This window comes from Streptomyces sp. ML-6 (genome assembly GCF_030116705.1).
Lineage (GTDB): Bacteria > Actinomycetota > Actinomycetes > Streptomycetales > Streptomycetaceae > Streptomyces.
On the sequence record NZ_JAOTIK010000001.1, the window covers coordinates 5,503,783 to 5,522,323 of the forward strand.

The window sequence follows — 18,541 nt, forward strand, 5'->3', positions numbered from 1 at the left end:
GTTGCCGGAGGGGCGGTGACCGGGAGGGCCGGGGGTCCGGTGGGGCGTCCGGTCCGTCCGGCGTCGGGCTACCCGCGTTCCGGGCGCGCGCCGCCTACCACGAGGAGGGCCGAGCCCGCCACGAACACCGCCACGGCCACCGCCCACGCCGCCCCCTGCGGGCCCGGCTGCATCGGCCAGGCCCACACCGCCGCCGCGCCGCCCGGGGTGCGGGGCGCCGCCAGATAGACCGCCCCGCCGTAGGCCGTCATCGGCAGCCAGCTCGGCCGGGCGCCGATCAGGGCGGCGGAGGCCGCGGTCACCCCGGTCGCGCCGAGCACGTTGCGCACCATGCCGGGGGCCCCGTACGCCTCCGGATGCCCGGGGACGGCCGCCGCGAGCGCGCCGGCCGCCAGCGCGGTCGAGGCCAGCAGGTGCAGCAGTCTGCGCGGCCACCAGCGGCGCACCGCGGTCCGGTCCAGCTCGTCGGAGTGCGCGTACAGGCCGGTGCCGATCGTGGCGGAGGCGAGCAGCGGGGCCAGCACGACGACCGGGACGCGGGCGGTGTGGTCGAAGTACGGCCGGCTCTCCAGCCAGTGCGCCGCCCAGGCGGCGACGAGGGCGACGCAGACCAGGGTGACGACGGTGAGCGGGAGCGCGCGGGAACGCAGGTACGGGAAAGGGGGACGGGACCGCAGGCGCGGGAGGAACGGAAGAGGAGAGGGACCAGGCAGGGGCGGAAGGGGCGCGGCGGGGGTCGGACGGGTGCTCACAGGGCCGGGACCTCCGCGGGCGTGCAGCTCTTCCGGGTCGCCAGGTAGCGGCCGAGCCAGGCCCTGCGGTCGGCGTCCGGCATGGCTTCGAGCCGGGCGAGCCGGCGGGATTCCGGGTACCACGGCGATTCCTCGTCGGCCAGCCAGCTCCGTACCGCGTCGTCGGTGCGCTCCATCCGGTCGGCCTCCCGGGCGGTCCTGCGGTTCTCGCCGTCCGGGCAGTCGCGGGCGGTCAGGCTCAGAGCGGTGTTCGCCGCGTACGCCCGGGGGTCGCTCAGCCGGTCACGGGTGATGCCCCAGCCCCGTACGGCGTGGGCGAGGGAGGCCTCGCCGTCCTTCGGCTCGTACGGCGGGGCCACGTAACGGACCGGCGCGCCCGGCACCCCCTCCAGCCGGGAGAACATCCCCTCCAGCGCCTCGGCCACCCGGGGCAGCACCGGGGAGTCGGGGGCGGCCAGGCAGATCTGCGGAGTGCCGGGGGCGGCCTTCGAACAGACCTTGCGCGTCGTGGCCGGGTCGTCCCGGAACAGGTCCTCGCCCGTGCGCGCGATCACCGTCCCCGCCGCGACCGCCAGCACGAGCGGTACGACGAGCGTCAGCCGCCGCCGGGCCGCGTACGCCAGCAGCACCGTGGTGCCGATGCCGCCCGTCCAGGCCAGCAGGACCGGTGCGAACCACCACACGGGTACGGACCCTTCGAGGGAGAACTGTTCGGCCGGGCTCAGGAAGCGGGCGCCCGTCCTCAGATAGCCCGGGGCGCCCAGCGCGACGTACAGGACGGCCGCGAGCACCGGGGCGGTCAGCCGCCACCGCACCAGCCGGCCGGCGACGAAGCCCACGGGGGCGACGGACAGCAGGAAGCCGAGGTCCGTGGCGACGATCGCGAGGGACGGGCCGCCCGCACCGGTGTACGGGGCGGTCGCCGCGAACACCGCGGCCAGCGCGACCAGGTACCCGGCCGCCGCCCACAGCGCGACGGGCATCATGGCCGTCACCACCCGGGCGAGCCGGCCGCGCGGCACGGAGAGCAGCAGCTCGGCGGTGCGCCGCCGGTGCTCCCTGCCGCCCTGCCAGCAGGCCGCCGCGGCGACGAGCGGGCCGCCGAGCAGCGTCACCGCCGCGTGCAGCTCGGTCTGCGTCTCGCCCCAGCTCCCCTGCCAGTGGGTCGCCTTGCTCCCCAGCGGGACGAGGAGCGTGAGGGCGACGGCGAGGCCCGTCCACGGGGCGACCCCGCGCCGCAGTTCGGTCCGCAGGGCGGCCAGGGCCCGGGGCTTCCCGGACGGGGGCCGCCCGGGCGACGGCTTTCCGGGCACGGGCTTCCGGGGCACGGACTCCTCGGGTGCGGACTCCTCGGGCGCGGTCCTCATGGACCCGGCGGGGGTCGTCATCGGTTCGCCACCGCCGCCCGGTGCGCGCGCAGCGCGGCGGTGTAGCCGCGCTCGACGGGGTTGCCGTCCGGCAGGCCCGTTCCGTCGCCTGCCGGGTCGTCCCTGTTGTTCGTATTATCCGTTCCGCCGAGTTCCGTCAGCTCGCGCGTCGTGCCCCGGTACGCGATCCGGCCCGACTCGATCAGGGTGACCCCGGTGCAGGCCGCGGCCACGTCCTCGACCAGGTGGGTCGAGACGATCACGGTGGCCGTGCGGCCCAGTTCCCGGATCAGCGCCCGGAACTCGACCCGCTGCTCCGGGTCGAGACCGGCGGTGGGCTCGTCGAACAGCAGCAGGTCCGGGTCGTTGACGATCGCCTGGGCGATGCCGACCCGTCGCACCATGCCGCCCGACAGGGTCTTCACCCGGGCGTCGATCCGGTCCGTCAGGCCCACCCGGTCCACCGCGCGTTCGACGGCGGCGGGGACGGCCGCCGCGTCCATCTCCTTGAGCCAGGCCACGTAGGAGACGAACTCACGGACCGTGAAGCCCGGGTAGTAGCCGAACTCCTGCGGCAGATAGCCGAGCCTGCGCCGGACCGCCGCCCGGCTGCGGTGGTCCGCCCGGTCGCCGACCTGGCTGCCGAGCAGCTCCACCCGGCCGCCGGACGGTGCCGCGACCGTGGCGAGCACCCGGATCAGCGAGGTCTTGCCCGCCCCGTTCGGGCCCAGGAGCCCGTGCACACCGGGGGCGAAGTCGAGGTCGACGGCGTCCAGCGCGGTCGTCCTGCGGTGCCGGACGGTCAGGTCCCTGACCTCCACCGTGTTCGCGGCCGTGGTGCCGTTCGTGTTCACGACGTCTCCAGATGGTCGAAGGATCTGCGGCGCGCGGCGAGCAGCGCGGCGCACAGCAGCGCCGCCGCGGCCCAGGCGCCCTGTGCGGAAGGACCGGCGAAGTACCGCGCGGCCTCGGTCACCGGCGCCTCCACGGCGGGGGACGAGGCACCCGAGGACAGCACGACGGCGACCGCCCAGGCGGCGGCCACGGACGAGGCACCGGTGCGGCAGCCGACGTACGAACCGAGCGCGAGCGCCGCCAGCGTCATCGCCAGCCCCGGCAGCAGCCAGGCCGCCGGGCCCGGCCCGGCGGCGGACGGCGGCAGCGCCGCCCCGGCGAGGGTGAGCGCCGGGATGCTCACGCCCAGCACCACGGCGGTCCTGGTCAGCAGCAGCCGCAGCCCGCCGGAGGGGGTGGCCGCGGCGATCTCGTGCATCGGGTCCGTGTGCCGCCCGTAGGAGACGACGACCCCGGCGAGTGGCAGCACCGGCGCGACGACGAGCAGCAGCGGACGCGCGACGCCGCCGAGCCCGGCCCCGTACGCCAGGGCGATGGCCCCCACGGCCACCAGCACCAGTGCCAGCAGCCACGGCCCGCGCAGCGCGGGCCCTGCGGCCCACAGCAGACGCCCGCCCCGGGCCCGGGGCGCGGAGCGGTGCGGGCCCGGAGCGGCGCCGTCCGGCGCCCCGGCCTCCGAGGCCACCCCGGCCGGCACCCCCTCCCGCGCCCCGGTCTCCGAGGTCGCCCCGGCTTCCGAGGTCACTGCGCTCAGCACCCCCTCCCGAACCGCGTCCAGCACCGCGGCCGTCTCCCGGCGCGCGCGTACCGCGGCCGAGACCTCCGCCGCGCACCGCCCGCACGCCTCCACGTGCTTCTCCACGGACCAGGCGTCCGTCTCGGGCAGCGCGTTCGCGGCGTACCGCCCGGCCAGTCCCCCGTCCACGTGCCACGGGGCCATCCCGTCACCTCCCGTCGCGGTCATGCCGTGCCTCCCAGCGGTCCGGCCCCCGGCACCGGCAGTTCCAGCAGCTCCAGCGCGGCGCGCAGCTCGCGCCTGGCCCGCATCGCCCGGGTCTTGACCGTGCCCTCCGGTATGCCGAGGAGCCGGGCCGCCTCACGGGTCGTCAGCCCGTCGATCACGGTGGCGCGCAGGACCTCCCGCAGCTCGGGCGAGATCCGGTCGAGTGCCGCGCCCACGTCCCCGTACTCCAGACCGGCGAGCACCCGCTCCTCGGCGGACGGCGCGGTGGCGGCCCGCTCCTCGTGCTCCGCCCGCTCGGCCAGCGCGGCGAGCCGGACGCGGGCGTGCGTCCGCTGCGCGTCCGCCAGACGGCGCGAGGCGATCACCCACAGCCAGCCGCCGACCTGCGCACCGCGGTGCGAACCGGCGGAGCGCCAGACCGTCACGAACGTGTCCTGGAGCACCTCCCGCACGGTCTCGCCGTCCGCGCACCGCCTGCTCAGCCGGGCGAGCAGCCAGCCGGCGTGCCGGTCGTAGAGCGTCGCCAGCGCTTCCGTGTCCCCGCGGGCGACGGCACGCAGCAGCGCCTCGTCGTCCCGGTCCTCCCCCGAGGGGTGCAACAACTTCACACCCCTTCTATCGGGCACCGGGAGCGGACCGGTTCACGGACGGCCGGACGGCGCTGCTGCGGTGCTCAGGGGCGAGGCGCCTTCGGGCCGTGCACCGCGAGGTACTCGGCCGCCAGCCACGGAGCGAGGTCCTCGACGAGCATCGCGACGACGGCGGGGTCGGCCGACGGGGCGCGCCCGATGCGCGCGGCCGACCGCACCTGCTCGACCCGCTCCGGGCGGTCGGCGTAGTAACGGGCGAACACCTCGGCCGACTCGACCAGGTCACTGGTCCAGCCGCCCCACCGGGGCATCACGAGGGTGAAGCCGGAGCGGACGAGCCTGCGGGCGACCCCGCGGCTGAGGTACCGGCGCTCGGCGTCCGTGGCGGCCTCGGCAGCCCTCCGCCGCCACCGGGGAAGCAGCAGATGGAGGTCCCCGTTGGTCTCCCGGGCGAGCTGCGCGGTCGGGCGGTAGGACGGCAACCGCTGGGCGAGGTCCTCGCCCAGCAGCGGCGTGCAGAGGCAGGCGACGAAGAAACCGAGGTCGTCGCGTTCGAGCTCGCTGGTGAGCGTCCCGACGTCGGAGAGGAGGAGGCCGACCCCGTCGATCAGGCCGGACGAGGCGTCCAGGTCGGCCTCGACGGCGCGGGCCGCGGCCTCGTCCGCCGGGGAGGGCGCGTCGTGCAGCGCCAGCAGCAGGTCCAGGTCGGAGACGCCGGGCACGGCCGTGCCCCGCGGAATGCTGCCGTAGAGGTACGCGCTGTGCAGCCGCGTGCCGTCGAACGCCGCGGCGATCCGGGACCGGGCCGCCGCCACCACGGGGGTGAACACCGAGGGCACCCGGCCCAGCGAGCCCTCCCGCCGGATCGTTCCGTCCGCGTCCAGCCCCCGGTCCCCGCTGCCGCCCCTGCCGTTGTCGTCGTCCATGGGGGCACTGTGCCCGGTGCGCCGTGCGGAGCCGAACGGTTTTCCCGCACGTGTCGGGCAGGACCCGCACGTGTCGGGCGGGGCCCCGTACGCACCGGGCAGAACGGCCGGAAAAGACTTGGCGCGGGCCGACGGAGCCAAGGGAGCATGCGCGTATGCGCGTTGCGGTGATCGGGTTGAGGATGGGGCTGTACCTGGCGGGCTGGTGCCGGCGGTTGGGCATGGAGGTGGTGGCCGCCTGCGACCGGGAGGCCGAACGCCTGGAGGCGGCGCGGGAGGAGCTGCCGGGAGCGGTGCTCACCGACCGGTGGGAGGACCTGCTGGACCTCCCCCTGGACGGGGTCGTCCTGGCCAACGACTTCGACGCGCACGCGCCGTTGGCCATCGCGTTCCTGGAGCGGGGCGTGCATGTGCTCTCCGAGTGCGCGGCCTGCGTGGACGAGGAGGAGGGCCGGCGACTGGTCGAGGCGGCGGAGCGGTCCACCGCCACCTACTCCTTCGCCGAGAACTACGTCCTCCACCCGCACGTCCGGCTGCTCCGGGAGGCGATCGGGGCCGGGGAGCTGGGCCGGATCGACCTGATCGAGGCCGACTACCTGCACGGCATGTCGCCGCAGGACGTCGAGGTGCTGATCGGCGCCCCCGGCAGCTGGCGCGGCCGCATCCCCGCGACGGCGTACTGCACGCACACCGTCTCGCCGGTGCTGGCCCTCACGGACGCCTGGCCGGTGGAGGTGTCCGCGTTCCGGGTGCACGAGGCGGACCCGGCCCGGGCCGTCGTCATGACCGTCCGGCTGTCCACCGGCGCGCTGGCCGTGACCCGCCACGGCTTCCTCCAGGGCGAGCCCGACAGCCACTGGAGCTGGCTGTCCGTCCGCGGCACCCGGGCGCTGGCCGAGTCCGTGCGCGCGTCGGGCGAGCGGTCCTGGTCCGTCCGGGTCCGGGCGGAGGGGTGGACCCGGGACGACGGCGTCGCGCACGAGGAGGAGCGGGTCGCGCCGCCCCTCGCCCTGGACGGGCAGCCGGTGGAGCGGCGGGCCGAGGGCACGGTGCGCATCCTCCAGGGATTCCGGGCCACGGTGGAACGCGGGGAGCCGCCGCTGGTCCCGGTGCGGCCCGCGGTGGCCGCGTCGCTGGTCGGCGTGGCCGGTGCGGAGTCGCTGAGGAACGGTTCACGCCCGGTACCGGTGCCGGACTTCTCTCCCACTCCTCCCACTCCTCCCACTTCTTCCACTGAGCAGCCCCGGCGCTGATCACCCTGTCGCCTCATCTCCCGACCGGGACGAGGACTGCCGGGCCATCGTGATTCCGGAGGGGGCTTTGTCGGCCTTGATCTGGCCGAATCGCGGTGTGTGGCAAGGGAGTTGTCGAATCGAACGGCAATCCTTCAGATGAAATGCATGGCCCGCCATGGGGCGGGGCGAGGCTCGTATTGCCCGCAGGAGAAAACGAGAACCGGCCGAAACGGGGGTGCACGATGGCCTGGAACGAGTGGGAGCAGATCAAGTCCGAAGCCGCCCGGCAGAACACGGCTCACATGCAGACGAACGGAGTCGGGGGAAGCTCCGGAGCCTCAGGAGGTGCGGCTGATCTGGTGGTGAACCAGGACGACCTCGGAGCAGTCGGACACGAGGCGTACCTGCTGCGGAGCCGGCTCTCCCGGGACGGTGACCATGCCCGGCCTGTGCCACTTTCGATGCGGCGGTCGCCCTGACGAACGGCAACTTCACCAGCGGAGCGCAGCTGCTGAAGGTGCATGACCGGTGGAACAGCCAGTTGCGAACGCTCCTGGACGCCTGCGCCCGGATTTCCGATCACCTCGATTACAGCAAGTCCGTTCACGCCGGTAACGACGCCGACATCGGCGGCAAGCTGCTCTCCGTTTCCAAGATCAGCGATTACTACAAGTAGGACGTGGAAGGCGGCGCCATGTTGACATTCGATGACGTCGTCAACGCACCCGTCGGCAAGCTGAAGGAAGCCGCGGACGACTGGTCGGAGATGGCGGCCAAGCCGGGGAGGCTTGCCGAGGACGCCCGGCAGGGAATGAAGGCCAAGTCCGACAAGGCGCGATGGCAGGGCGCCAACTCCGACGTCACCAGACCCTTCATGGCCAAGACGGCCAAGGAGTTCGAGGACGCCAAGGCCCAGGCCGAGGGCATCAAGCTGCTGTTCTCGGACGCGTACACGTCGTTCAGGACCGCCAAGGACGCGCTCGTCAGGATCAGGGACGAGGAGGGCCCGGCCGCCGGCATCCATGTGGACGCCAAGGGCAAGGTCAGGCCGCGGTACGACCTGGAGAGCGACACCGCGGCGCGCCATGAACCGGGTTACGCGGAAGCCCTGCGAAAGCAGAACGATGCCGTGGCCTCCTGGCAGAAGAGGATCGACAGGCTCGTCGAGGACTGCTCCGACGCCGACGACTCGCTGAAGCGCGCTCTCGCGGCGAATGTGAAGGACGACCACGACTTCACGGCTCCCAAGTACACGACCCTGGACGCCGAGCAGGTGGACCGGGCGGTGGAACTGATGAAGAAGGTCACCGGGGACGGCGGCACGGCGCGCAACGTGGCGGCACTGAGGGAACTCGAGGACCTCCTGGACGACAACCGGGGCGACCCGGAGTTCGCCCCGGACTTCTACCGGAAACTGACTCCCGAGGGCACCCTTGAGGCCTACACGAAGATGTCGCTGGACGCGACGTCCCTCGGACCGGCCGGCCAGGACCGGGTGAACATGGTCCGCAACATCCAGAGCGGCATGGGCGCCATGCTGGGTCTCGCCACCAGGGCCTCGACACTGGACTACCTCGGCCCCGGGTGGACCACGCAACTCATGAAGGCGGGTCACAAGCAGATCGACGTACCGGGCGCAGCTTCCGCGAAGCTGTACGGCTACCAGGCGCTGGGCGCGCTCCTCCGGGAAGGAACGTACGACAAGAGCTTTCTGCTGTCGGTCGGCCGGGACATGGTGGCCATGGACAAGAAGAACCCGGACATCTGGCACGAGAACCTGCCGTGGGACCAGAAGGCGCTCATCAACCTCGACGAGACGGGCGGCAGGGGCTTCAACCCCCTGACCGGCCTGATGCAGGCCATGAGCAACAACCCCGAGGCGTCAGCGGCCTTCTTCGCCGAGCCACTCCGCGAGGACACCGACAAGGACGGCATCGTGACCACGGACGACGCCGCGCTCAAAGGGAAGAAGGCGCAGGACGTCATCGACTACATGCTCGACAAGAAGCCCGAGAGCGACTGGTACGACACGGCCACCGGCGGTGAGCAGAATCCTGGCCAGACGGCCATGGGCAACGCCTTGGAAGCGGCGACCACGGGGCGGGTGCCGGACGACGAGGACGCGCGGCCGGTGTCGCACAGCAAGACCATGAGCGGCTTGATGGAGAGGATCGTCGCGAAGATCGGCGCGGAGCCCGAACTCGTGGCAGAGGGCGGGCGGCTCAGCGGGCTGTCCCAGAACTTCGGCAACATGGCCGCCGAGTACATGCCCGACCTGCAGGCCACGGCCGAGAACGGCGCCGGTCAGATCAAGCCGTTCGGTGAACCCGCGAAATTCAAGAAGGACGAGATGGCCTTCTTCCTCGGCGCGGTCGGCCAGGACCCCCAGGCGTACGGAGCAATCACCAACGCCCAACAGGCATACGCCACAGCACTGATTTCCGACGTCTTCCAGAACCCCGAGAAACACGGTGACCCGGGCGAGGCGATACGGAATGCCGTCCATCCGGGCGGCGAGATCGCCGGCATCATGACCGAGGCGAGGGCGCAAGGTGTCCACGATGCGCAGGTCGCCGAGGATGAGGAATACAACCAGGGTGTCGCAGAAATTCGAAGTGGGCGAATCGTGTCCTCGACATCATCGTGGGGAAAAGGGTATCTTCTGGGGAACAGGTGCTTCCGCCTATTTCATTTGTGAATCCTCCAAGGGGTCCAACTCGCCCGGAAAGTACTTGGATCTCTATGTCAGTGCGGACGATGCGCCAGATAAATCCAAGCTTCCGACCGTCCTGCCGAAGCTGCTTCGACAGTTGGTGGAATTTGTTCGGCGTGAGTTGAATTGTGGGGCAGGTGGTGGAAGTTGAGTCCTCGGTTGTCCCGGCCTCCTTCCGTCTCGTGCGTGACTCCCCGGCCTCCATTCGGCGGCCGTCAGTCCAGCCGGATGAGCATGGCGTCCCCGGCGTCTGCCGCTGCTCGGAAGAACGGAACCAGTGCCTGGTAGTGGCTGGTCACGTAGTCGAGTGATTCGCCGCGCTCCCAGACGGTGGCGGGGTAGATCTCGGCCTCGGCGAGCTCTGCCGGACGAACGCCCCCGACCAGGGCCTCGCGAGGCGTGATGGCGAGCGCCTCCGCTGCGACGCGTACGCGCTCCGGGGCGAGGTAGCGGGGTGGCTCATAGCCCCAGTCCTCGGCCCAGGGGATCTCCTCCTCGCCGTGCACGATATCGACGGGAAAAGCGATGCGGCGCAGCAGGAAGTCGAGCGCGTGCCAGGCCTTGTCGATGTCGTGGCAACGTGCTTCGGATGCTGCGGGTTCCGCGTCCAGCTCCCTCTCGATCAGCTCGACGACATACTCCTGGGCCCCCTCGGGGTCGCGGATCGCGCGGTCGAGTTCGGCGGGTGTCAGGCGGGCGTACTCCCCGATCATGCTCATGGCCGGATGGTAGGGGCGGGTGCCGACAGCGGGCCTGCACAAGGCCGGCCCGTGCGCCGGGCACAGCCCCACGGCCGTCCGGCCCCACCCATCGACGCAGGGCCGCGCCGACCGGCGCGAGCTCATGCCGACCAACACGGGCCCACGCTGACCGGTGCCAGCCCACATGCAGCCGAGCCGACCTGCGCAAGGTTCACCGGTTCTGGACAGCAACTGTCCGGTCACGTTAGTTGTTGCACCGTGACCGGACGCTGGCCTGCAGGATGAACGAACACTTGATCTGTCCCGCTCGATGCTGCGCAGGTTGACTTTGCATTTTCGACGATGGGTGCCCGCGTCTCTGTACTGGTCAACTTGGCGTCGCTCGGCGCTCCGGCATGAATGGCTGCCCGGAAACGGTGATGAGATGCCCGTAGTTGACTAATTGTCAGATATTCTTGAGGGCTCTCTTGGTGGCATCTGTGAAAGCTTGGGTCTTCACGATCTCTCGTGACAGTTCGCCCAGCTCATCCTCGGCTGTCTCGACCACCTCGATGGCCTTGATGAAGGCTTCAAGGATCGCCTTGTCGTCCCACAGGCAATTGCAGATCTTCGCGCAATACGCTTCGATCTTGTTCGCTGAAAACGAAGGCATTTCTGCGCTGGCGATAATGTAGCGAGCGACCATGAGGAGTTGGTACCGAGCTGGCTTGTAGCGGACCGGGAGGGCGCCGTTTCGGAAGAAGTACTCAAGCTTATACTGGGCGTATGCGGAGGTGTAGTAAGGGTCTAGCTTGTGATCCTTGTGGAAGATCTTCTTGCCGACCATGGCCCGCAGGTCGGCGTAGTAGCGGCTCGCTTTATGTGGCTCGTCGAGGAACATTGCTGCAAATGCCTTGATCTGCTGCTGCTTTGTGACGATCCGAACCTTCTCGACGCCAATTGCCGAGCTGTACTGCCTAGACCGGCGCTCGTAGTAGAGCTTCTTCTTTGACGGGTACGCTGCCATGAGGGCTTCAAGCTTCTTTTGGAAGCTGCTAAGGGCATACAGGTCTTCACCGGTCACCGCGGTCTGCCTGTTGGTGGCTGTGATTACCGCGTTAATTACCTCTTCATCCTGGGTGAAAATGACCTTCAGCGGCACATGGATGCGGTCTGACACCTCGCTGCGCTCGTCGAAGAGAACGTGGCTCGTCTGGCATCCGTTGACGATCTGATAGTCCGAGATCTCGAACTTGTTGCCCGTGACCTGGAGGTCGCGGGTGACCACCGTTACGCCGTTATTGAGGACTGCGAAACGGTCATGCGTGGCTGACTCGCGCAGCGTTTGTTGGATCTCAGTGTTGACGGAGTTGTACTCCAGGAAGTCTCTAATATTTTCGGTGAAGAGTGGCTTTCTGATGTTGTCTGATGGGTCGATGATGAGGCGAAGAAACTCTGTAGCTGGTACGGTTCCGAGGTATGCCTCGTTAACGCCTGCAATCTCAGGAAGTACAACCCTGTTGACGAAGGAGAATTCAGTCGTAACGCTGTTTTTGCTCCGCTGGTAAGAACTCTGAATCTCGTCGGCCCCCATGGGGGTGAAGGTAACCGAGGAGAACAGGCTGAGAGACTTCAGCTCTCCTTCCCACTTCTTGACTTTACTGACGATGTGCCCGTCAGCCTTCCACTCTCCCGTGGTGACAAAACTCAGACGACAGGAAGGTTTGATCTTGCGGAACCTTGTGCTGTTCTGATAGATTTCCTGCATGGTTTCGCGCGCGTTCTCGATGTTCTGATTTACGGGAACTTCGAGATCTTCAGAGAAGAAGTCCTTAACGCCGTCGAAGAAGCTACCAATCTGCTCGGCGCTGAAGTTTCCGCCACTCTTGGCTTGCACGAACGAAAACGTGACGTCCATGGTCCCGTTAACGATGAGCAGATCGTGAACCTCTTCGGGCGAGGTGATCAACGTGCCATTAATCAAGATGGCGATTCCATCGATCCCGAGATCGTTAGCTTTCCCCGTGTGTACATCGTCGAGCAGAAATTCGTCATCGTGGATATCGGACGTGACGCAGTAGTTCGCGAAATGTTCAAAGGTCTCGGAGTCGGAGGTCCCGCCCAGGGACTGATCCTTCTTGAACTCTTCGATATACGACTTGGTGACTCGATCCACGACGCCCTCCCTATGGCCTTGCAGCACCATATCCCTTTGGCATGGGGCTCGTGAAGGGATTACCAAAGGAGGGAGGGCGTCGCCCTCGACGCGGTCGGCACTCACAGTGAGGAGGAGGTGAGGCAGGGGTCCATATAGCCACGTCGATCAGCTCAGGTGTGGTTGCCCCAGCGGCTGCCGCAGGAGCCTGCTTCGTAGTCGGGCGACGGTCGTATGTCAGGGACCGTCGAGTGATTCTGCCCAAAGCTCCATTAACTCGAATGGTTCGGACATGACTCGGTGGAGGGGTTGAGCGGCGAGATTGCGCAAGTCGGTGGGGCCAGGGGGAGGTTTTTCCGGTCCGTAATGGGGGTCGGCGGGCTCGCCGCCGGAGGCATTGTGCGGCGCCCAGGACGGCTGCGGTGAAGGCCACTTCTGAGAGGGTCGCGTCGAGGTGGCTGCTGGTGTTGATCACGCGGACCAGCGCGTCGCGAATGATGGCCTTGCGTGCATCCGTGGTCGCCTCATAGAGCCCGTCGCGGAAGTCCCCTACGATGTCGTTGTCGAAGGGGACGACGTTCCAGGTGCCCCTGCCTCTCTTCCGATCGTGATGAGCCCGCGCATCCGTACCCACTGGCACTGGCACTGGCAGCGGGCCGTCGTGGAGGAACCCTGGGGTCCTCATCCGGAGGGGCTGAGCCCCTCGGACAAGTCGAGTTGAAACGGTGAGCCGGCGGTGGTCGGCGCCCATCCCCGGCTGAGGGCGAGCTGGATGGCGCGGGCGACATCTGAGGGTGGGACGGGTTGGGGTGGCCAGCTCAACCAGTTGCCTGGGTGGGCTTGGTTCGTGGTCACAATGAGGACGGATCCGGAGTGGTCGGCGTGTTCGACCGCGTAGGCGCATGCTGACCAGCAGAGAGCCTGGCTGTAGGTCGGCTTCCGGCGAAGGCGCCAGCGATAGGTCACGTCGCCGACGACGATGCGACGCGACCCCTTGCGATTGAGCGTCATGCCCCCTCCAGCCGACGCAGAATCATAGCGAGAGCGCAGTGGTTAAGGGGGGAACGATACTTCCAGCTCTGCGTCGACGCCCTCGCGGCGCCCCTTTTTTGATGCTTCATGGGCAGTTCTCAATGCGAGGAGGTAGTGCCCGAATTCGGCTCTTTCGAGTGCCGCCTCAACTCGGAATGCCGCATCAAAGCGCCTGGTTCGCTCGATGGCCTCGTCGATTCGTCCGTGCTTCTGGTTCCACTCACGTGCGATGACGGGTCGGATGTGATTGTGTCGAAGTAGCGTGGATCCAACTCGGCGTTTGCTAGCGAAATGGAACCCGCTGTTGAGGTCCCGTTTCAGTTGAGTCTCACTGGCAGGTGGGACGATGCCGGTCGACCGGGCAGGTGAGTGCGTCCTCATGGGCCGAGAGGGCGGGCGCCAGGCGAACGTGTCGCTCCAGTGGGCGATGGCATCGCTGGATCCCGGGTCGTCACTGTAGGGATATGTGATGCGGCGGCTCATTTCCTCGAAGAAGCGATCGCGGCCGGGGTGTCTATGATCGGCGGCCCGTCGCCAATAGGGGGAGGCTAGGAGGATAGCGATCTCTACAGCCTGTGGGTATACGGCGGCAAAGAGCTTGGATGTGCTGTAGTTGAGGTAGGTAAATCCTACTTCTTCGTCGGGTGGGATCAGGATGAGTGCCCGGGCCTCCCAGATGTGTCGGATGTCGGTTGCTTCTGAACGCGACGGGCTGTTCCAGATATGTCCGCAGATCATAAAGCCCGTCAGGACAGCATCGAATGTGAGTGCCCAGCCACGTCGACGCATGAGACGCAGGTGGCGTCGTTGGGCATTGACGACCGCGGGAAGAAGGCTCAGATCAGCGGCATTGCCGTTGATGTCAGGTGGGCCGATCCACGTGCGGTGCCGCACGCAGACGTAGCGATGATGCGGTAGGAGCCGAGTAACCACGCCACCTGGGTACTTGGCGTCGCAGAGGTGGCATCCAACTTGCGGCTGGTGGCGGAACATCGCCCAGTTGGGCTGCGGATCGCGAAGTTCAGGCATGGCGCCAGCGAGGTCGTGGATGTCGCGGCCGGTGAGGGCGGCCAACTTCTCCGGAACGACAACGCGGCGCATGCCCCCGGATGCCTCTCGCTCGGTGACCTGAACCCACAGATGGCTGATGTCGAGGCCATGGATGGCGGCTAGGCGGCTGATGTATGAGGCAGCCATCTCGTGGCGAGCGGGCGGTACGGGATCAGGCAGACGGCGCATGAGGTCAGGCACTCTGCTTCCGCCGTGAGGACCTGACCGGTGCTGTCAGCCTTTCGGACTGCTCGGCTGCGTAGTCGATCGGAACGATGTCCAGCAGATCCTTTGTGATCTTCTCGCTGCCGTCCTCGATCGCCAGGACAGCGGCGCCTCGGATGAGCTGGGACAGACTGCCGATCATGCCGCCCGTGCGGTGGAAGAGATTCTCACTCAGCTCAGTGAGGGTGTTCGGTCGGTGATTGTGCAGCCTGAGCATGGATTCGAGAGTGTGCACCAGGGCCCGCCAGGTGCCCTGATCATCGGCGGTTGCGTGGGAGAACGGGGCTGCTGGGATCACGACGAACCGTCCGGCGATCTGCCGCCCGCGGGTGCCGGCGAACAGGCCCTGGGATTCGATGTCGATGCCCGCGTAGGCGAAAGTCACAGGGAGCCGTTCAGCGAAATACTTCAGCTGGTCGGATGCTTCCGCACCGGAGCGTGTGGCCAGATTGAGGTTGTGCAGTTCGTCTACGAGCACGAGGTCGACGTGGACGTGTGCGGCTGTGGCGCAAACCCCGTCGACGATGTCGGTGAGGTTGGCCCCGATGGGGAAGGTCAGGCCGAAGAACCGGACGAATTCCTTTGCGAGCATCTTCGGTGTTGCCGCGGGCGGGACAGTCACGTAGACGACTGGAAGCCGGTTCCTGTCACGGGGATGACGCTTGCGGATGGCGAGGTCATGGGCCCGCCCCAATTGCGTCAGAGCCGTGGTCTTTCCCGTTCCTGAGGCGCCGCTGAGGATCACACCCCGACGGGCGGAGATCTGATTCCGGTTGAGCTGGATGAGTAGACGGGAGGTGGCGATGACCTTGCGGATCGTCGGGGTGTTCACCATGGGAAGGCTTGCGTGGTATTCGCGACGCAGATCGTCCTGTTGAAGGAGCTCTCGCTCGTCAAGGGCGGCTCGTTCGGCCGCTGACAGCAGCACGGGAGGGGCAGGCTCGTGCTCGACGAACCTGCGCCATCCCTCCTTCGTAGTCAGCGGATTATCTGGGGGCGGTTCCTTGGAACGGACGGACCTGGTCATAGCCACCTTTCGGCTTCTGCGTGAGCATCGAACACTTCGAAGGCCACCTCGGTCTTGGGTGGATCTGCTGCTGCGAATCGTGCCGGTGCCGCCGCGGGATCCGCCTTGGCCGTAGTGCTGGGCGGAAGCCCGGAGGCCGCGGCGCGCGTGCGGCCGACTGCCTTGGCTGTGCGTCTGTCTGGTCCGTGTTCCGCGCGAGTCAGGAGTCCGTCCAAAACGCGGGCAACAGCGGCTTCATGGGTGTTGTCCAGCCCGGTCTCAGCGGCCAGGCGGCGGGCCTGCTGCCAGGTGAAGTCTGCGAAAGGCGCTGTGACCAGCGGCAGATGAACCCAGGGGACAGTGATCCAGCCCTGTTGGGTGCGCACGAACACGTGGGAGAGGTCGTAGGGGTCGAAATGGACCTCCCAGAGTCCCCGCTTGGCGGTGTTCCCTGAGTGCTCGCGTCGCCACGGGCCGAGATCAGGGCTGTCGTAGGTGCGGTAACCGATGCGGATGCCGTAGTCGTTGATTGCTCGCCAGGCCACCGGCAGCAATTCCAGATAGTCCTCGCCGCGAAGAACCAGTGGCAGGTAGCCGCTGGCCGCGACCAGCGAGGCGTACATGTCGTTCGGCGAGATCGCCCTCTTGGGGCGGAAAGGGTCTCTCAGAGCGTCGTGTGGTCGCATCTGCCAGCCAACCACCAGCCATTCGTCCAGCAGGTCCTGAAGTTCGTGAACCGTCCAGGCGGCTTGCTCCTCGACGCGGTGCCCGCGGCGCGAGATGTTCGGTCCGGTGTAGCCAGCCAGGTGCTGGCAGAACAGAGTGTTGATCGCCAAGAACGTGGCCTCGACGATCGCCTTGTCCGTGGGCGTGCGGGGCCTGGCCCGCTGGACGGAGATTCCGAGGCGACTGCAGGAGCGGATGAATGTGTCCGAGATGAACACCTTTCCGCCGTCGATGACCACGCCGTCGGGCACGATCACCGGCTTTGCGGCTGCTTGAGTCATCCGGGAGTCAACCTCCAGCAGGCGTCTGTGCGGCATGCGTGAGGCGGCCATCCGAAGCGATTGGGACCAGCCCGGCCGCATAGGCTCCGGGACCAGCATTCGGGCCAGCAGGAGCGAGGCATCCACGGCTTTTGTGCCCACCGGCCGGAGCACAGCGGCGCAGATCGTGCGCGTGGCGACGTCGACTGCAATCGTTAGATCCGCCCGGGCCGTCAGCCCGGAGTCCAAGACCACCATCACATCCAGCGGGGTGGAGTCGATCTGCACCTGTTCCCCGGGCCGGGCAGCGAACGTCGGTGTGAATGGTCCCTGGGGCCGGTTCGCCATCTGCCGTCGGGTGACCGAAGAGCCGAAGGTGTGGCGGCCGACGGAGAGCGCGCCGATCAGCTTGTAGAAGGTGTTCTTGCTCGGCAGTGACACCACCCCTTCACCATGGGTGGCCTCCACCATCTTGATCACCCGGCGGATCAGGCGGGATCGGGTCCCCGTGGAGCTGTGAGTCTCCGCTTCCAGTGCTTCCTGGATCGCAGCGACGAGACGGGCATCAGCCCTTCCGGTCACCCCGGACAGCCGCACCATGCGTTGGTCGACCAGACCCCACAAGCCCTGCTGGGCGTAGCGCGACCGTTTGCCCTGAACCGTACGAAGACTCACCCCCAGCTCCGTGGCCTTCGCCTCAGCCCTCTGGAGCAGCGAACACGAGGAAGGGTCGTACTCCGGCCGCGGACTCGTGCCCGGGGCAGCATCGGGCGGCAGTCCGGTGTCGACCTCCAGGACGTGCTGTTCCCACTCGATGGCTGCCATGCGGACCGAGTCCGGCAGCGTCGCCAGCAGCCCGAACGGTTCGAGCGCCGGCAGTGGCTCAGTTCCAGTGACGGAGAAACCCGGGGATGCCATCAGATAGGAGGCGAGGACGACCGACTCGGCCCCGTCCTCCGACCGCAGCCGTACCGAGGTTCCGGACAGGGCCACCACTTGGTGGTCCCCGTCAGCGTATGTAATCCAGTCGCCTGGCCTCAGCACAGACCTGTTCTCGTTGGCCTTCACCGCCGCACTCCGGGCGCCACGAGTGAAGCGGCGTGCAGCGGCACTGAGACGTCCACCACCAGCTCATGCAGCCACAACATGTGGAACAACACGGGCAAGACCGCGATGGGGTCTCCCACGCTGGCAGCCCCGTCCATTAACGGCCTTGGCTCGGCGAACACTCGCCGCAAGTCGGAAACGGCATCCTCGACGCGATGCCTCGGGTGTCGGTATCCGGCCAGCCATCGAACGTTCCGCATCACGATCCCGTCCGGTGCCCCCACCAGCCGGAAGTGCCATCCGACCTGGCCGCAGGCCGATTGCGTCGCCTCGAACTTCACCCAGTCCCGAGGTCGACGCCGGTCCACCGGGCGGCAGTCGACCACAACCGCCGAGCCGTCTTCCCGCCTCGCGAAGTAGTCCGGAGCGTGGGAGAGGCCCTTGCCGGTCTCGGAGGCCCAGAACAGCCAAAACGGCTGCGACGAGACCCCGACCACCGACGGATCGAAGTCGAGCAGCATCACGTGATCCCGCTCCAGCCAGGACTCGTACCCGATGTGCCCGCCCATCGTCGACGACCACCACAGGCCAGGCAGGTGCCGCTGGCCCTTGTACGACTTGAAATCGCGAACCGGCACGCAGCCCTCGAACCGCACCGCCCACACGTCCGCCAGCGGACGCCGGAACTCCGACCCGCTCTGGTCGACGTATCCGACCTCGAACCCCTCGGGCGGCGGCCCGCTCGCACCACCCGCCACCAGGTCTAACGCATGTCTCACGACCAGCTAACCGTGCCGCCGGATGCAAGGTCACGCTGACCAGTGCAAAGTCCCGTGCAACTTCGATCTGACCTGTGCAAGGTCCGCCGCTACAGGACAGCAACGGTGTGATCGCTCAGAGCGAACATCTCCCGGGGAACAATGGGCGGCTCAGGAGCATTGAGCCTGCATAGCTCAAC

At 68.0% G+C, this 18,541-nt stretch carries 15 protein-coding genes and 2 pseudogenes; 3 read left to right on the forward strand and 14 right to left on the reverse strand.

The features are described from left to right. Positions 1-68: 68 nt before the first annotated feature. The 6 genes from OCT49_RS24500 to OCT49_RS24525 all read right to left on the reverse strand — a co-directional run bounded on the left by OCT49_RS24500 (position 69) and on the right by OCT49_RS24525 (position 5,454). On the reverse strand, positions 69-677 hold the full coding sequence (locus tag OCT49_RS24500) for a hypothetical protein (RefSeq protein WP_283855929.1): 609 nt from the start codon (positions 675-677) through the stop codon (positions 69-71). A gap of 71 nt (positions 678-748) precedes the next feature. Next, the gene (locus tag OCT49_RS24505) at positions 749-2,140 is read right to left on the reverse strand and encodes a hypothetical protein (RefSeq protein ID WP_283853980.1); all 1,392 of its coding nucleotides are present in this window, start codon (positions 2,138-2,140) and stop codon (positions 749-751) included. Further along, positions 2,137-2,973: an ABC transporter ATP-binding protein gene (locus OCT49_RS24510; protein ID WP_283853981.1), complete on the reverse strand. Its 837-nt coding sequence runs from the start codon at positions 2,971-2,973 to the stop codon at positions 2,137-2,139. Before OCT49_RS24510 ends, OCT49_RS24505 begins: the two co-directional genes overlap by 4 nt. Continuing rightward, positions 2,970-3,938 carry a hypothetical protein gene (locus OCT49_RS24515; RefSeq protein WP_283853982.1) on the reverse strand — a complete coding sequence of 323 codons (969 nt, stop codon included), beginning with the start codon at positions 3,936-3,938 and terminating at the stop codon, positions 2,970-2,972. Before OCT49_RS24515 ends, OCT49_RS24510 begins: the two co-directional genes overlap by 4 nt. Further along, a complete protein-coding gene (locus OCT49_RS24520; RefSeq protein ID WP_283853983.1) occupies positions 3,935-4,546 on the reverse strand; it encodes an RNA polymerase sigma factor in 612 nt (203 codons plus the stop codon). The genes OCT49_RS24515 and OCT49_RS24520 overlap by 4 nt, the downstream gene beginning before the upstream one ends. Before the next feature lie 65 nt (positions 4,547-4,611). After that, on the reverse strand, positions 4,612-5,454 hold the full coding sequence (locus OCT49_RS24525; protein ID WP_283853984.1) for a nucleotidyltransferase: 843 nt from the start codon (positions 5,452-5,454) through the stop codon (positions 4,612-4,614). A 155-nt stretch (positions 5,455-5,609) separates the two neighbouring features. Here OCT49_RS24525 and OCT49_RS24530 point away from each other — a divergent pair, with 155 nt between their 5' ends. The 3 genes and pseudogenes from OCT49_RS24530 (at position 5,610) to OCT49_RS24540 (ending at position 9,387) form a co-directional block, all read left to right on the forward strand. Further along, a complete protein-coding gene (locus tag OCT49_RS24530) occupies positions 5,610-6,707 on the forward strand; it encodes a Gfo/Idh/MocA family protein (protein ID WP_283853985.1) in 1,098 nt (365 codons plus the stop codon). A gap of 284 nt (positions 6,708-6,991) precedes the next feature. Then, positions 6,992-7,365 (forward strand): annotated as a pseudogene (locus OCT49_RS24535) (hypothetical protein). 18 nt (positions 7,366-7,383) lie between these two features. After that, the gene (locus tag OCT49_RS24540) at positions 7,384-9,387 is read left to right on the forward strand and encodes a DUF6571 family protein (protein ID WP_283853986.1); all 2,004 of its coding nucleotides are present in this window, start codon (positions 7,384-7,386) and stop codon (positions 9,385-9,387) included. Between the two features lie 230 nt (positions 9,388-9,617). On the opposite strand, the gene OCT49_RS24545 is transcribed toward OCT49_RS24540, so the two are convergent. The 8 genes and pseudogenes from OCT49_RS24545 to OCT49_RS24580 all read right to left on the reverse strand — a co-directional run bounded on the left by OCT49_RS24545 (position 9,618) and on the right by OCT49_RS24580 (position 18,362). Next, on the reverse strand, positions 9,618-10,121 hold the full coding sequence (locus OCT49_RS24545; protein WP_283853987.1) for a YfbM family protein: 504 nt from the start codon (positions 10,119-10,121) through the stop codon (positions 9,618-9,620). A 427-nt stretch (positions 10,122-10,548) separates the two neighbouring features. Further along, a complete protein-coding gene (locus OCT49_RS24550) occupies positions 10,549-12,258 on the reverse strand; it encodes an AIPR family protein (protein WP_283853988.1) in 1,710 nt (569 codons plus the stop codon). A gap of 216 nt (positions 12,259-12,474) precedes the next feature. Continuing rightward, complete coding sequence (locus tag OCT49_RS40150) at positions 12,475-12,567, reverse strand: hypothetical protein (protein WP_502963412.1); 93 nt, start codon at positions 12,565-12,567, stop codon at positions 12,475-12,477. 109 nt (positions 12,568-12,676) lie between these two features. After that, positions 12,677-13,141 (reverse strand): annotated as a pseudogene (locus OCT49_RS40155) (DUF4259 domain-containing protein); the annotation flags it as partial. A gap of 149 nt (positions 13,142-13,290) precedes the next feature. Further along, the gene (locus OCT49_RS24565; protein WP_283853991.1) at positions 13,291-14,466 is read right to left on the reverse strand and encodes a hypothetical protein; all 1,176 of its coding nucleotides are present in this window, start codon (positions 14,464-14,466) and stop codon (positions 13,291-13,293) included. A gap of 46 nt (positions 14,467-14,512) precedes the next feature. Continuing rightward, positions 14,513-15,571: a TniB family NTP-binding protein gene (locus OCT49_RS24570; RefSeq protein WP_283853992.1), complete on the reverse strand. Its 1,059-nt coding sequence runs from the start codon at positions 15,569-15,571 to the stop codon at positions 14,513-14,515. Beyond that, a complete protein-coding gene (locus OCT49_RS24575) occupies positions 15,568-17,532 on the reverse strand; it encodes a TnsB C-terminal domain-containing protein (protein WP_283853993.1) in 1,965 nt (654 codons plus the stop codon). Before OCT49_RS24575 ends, OCT49_RS24570 begins: the two co-directional genes overlap by 4 nt. Before the next feature lie 68 nt (positions 17,533-17,600). Next, entirely contained in the window at positions 17,601-18,362 is a 762-nt protein-coding gene (locus OCT49_RS24580) for a TnsA-like heteromeric transposase endonuclease subunit (RefSeq protein WP_283853994.1), read from the reverse strand. Positions 18,363-18,541: the final 179 nt, after the last annotated feature.

Bases quoted from the DNA above. Each gene is read 5' to 3' on its own strand.
- OCT49_RS24505 (WP_283853980.1), bottom strand. From the start codon at position 2,140: ATGACGACCCCCGCCGGGTCCATGAGGACCGCGCCCGAGGAGTCCGCA.
- OCT49_RS24515 (WP_283853982.1), bottom strand. From the start codon at position 3,938: ATGACCGCGACGGGAGGTGACGGGATGGCCCCGTGGCACGTGGACGGG.
- OCT49_RS24525 (WP_283853984.1), bottom strand. From the start codon at position 5,454: ATGGACGACGACAACGGCAGGGGCGGCAGCGGGGACCGGGGGCTGGAC.
- OCT49_RS24530 (WP_283853985.1), top strand. From the start codon at position 5,610: ATGCGCGTTGCGGTGATCGGGTTGAGGATGGGGCTGTACCTGGCGGGC.
- OCT49_RS24540 (WP_283853986.1), top strand. From the start codon at position 7,384: ATGTTGACATTCGATGACGTCGTCAACGCACCCGTCGGCAAGCTGAAG.
- OCT49_RS24545 (WP_283853987.1), bottom strand. From the start codon at position 10,121: ATGAGCATGATCGGGGAGTACGCCCGCCTGACACCCGCCGAACTCGAC.
- OCT49_RS24565 (WP_283853991.1), bottom strand. From the start codon at position 14,466: ATGGCTGCCTCATACATCAGCCGCCTAGCCGCCATCCATGGCCTCGAC.
- OCT49_RS24570 (WP_283853992.1), bottom strand. From the start codon at position 15,571: ATGACCAGGTCCGTCCGTTCCAAGGAACCGCCCCCAGATAATCCGCTG.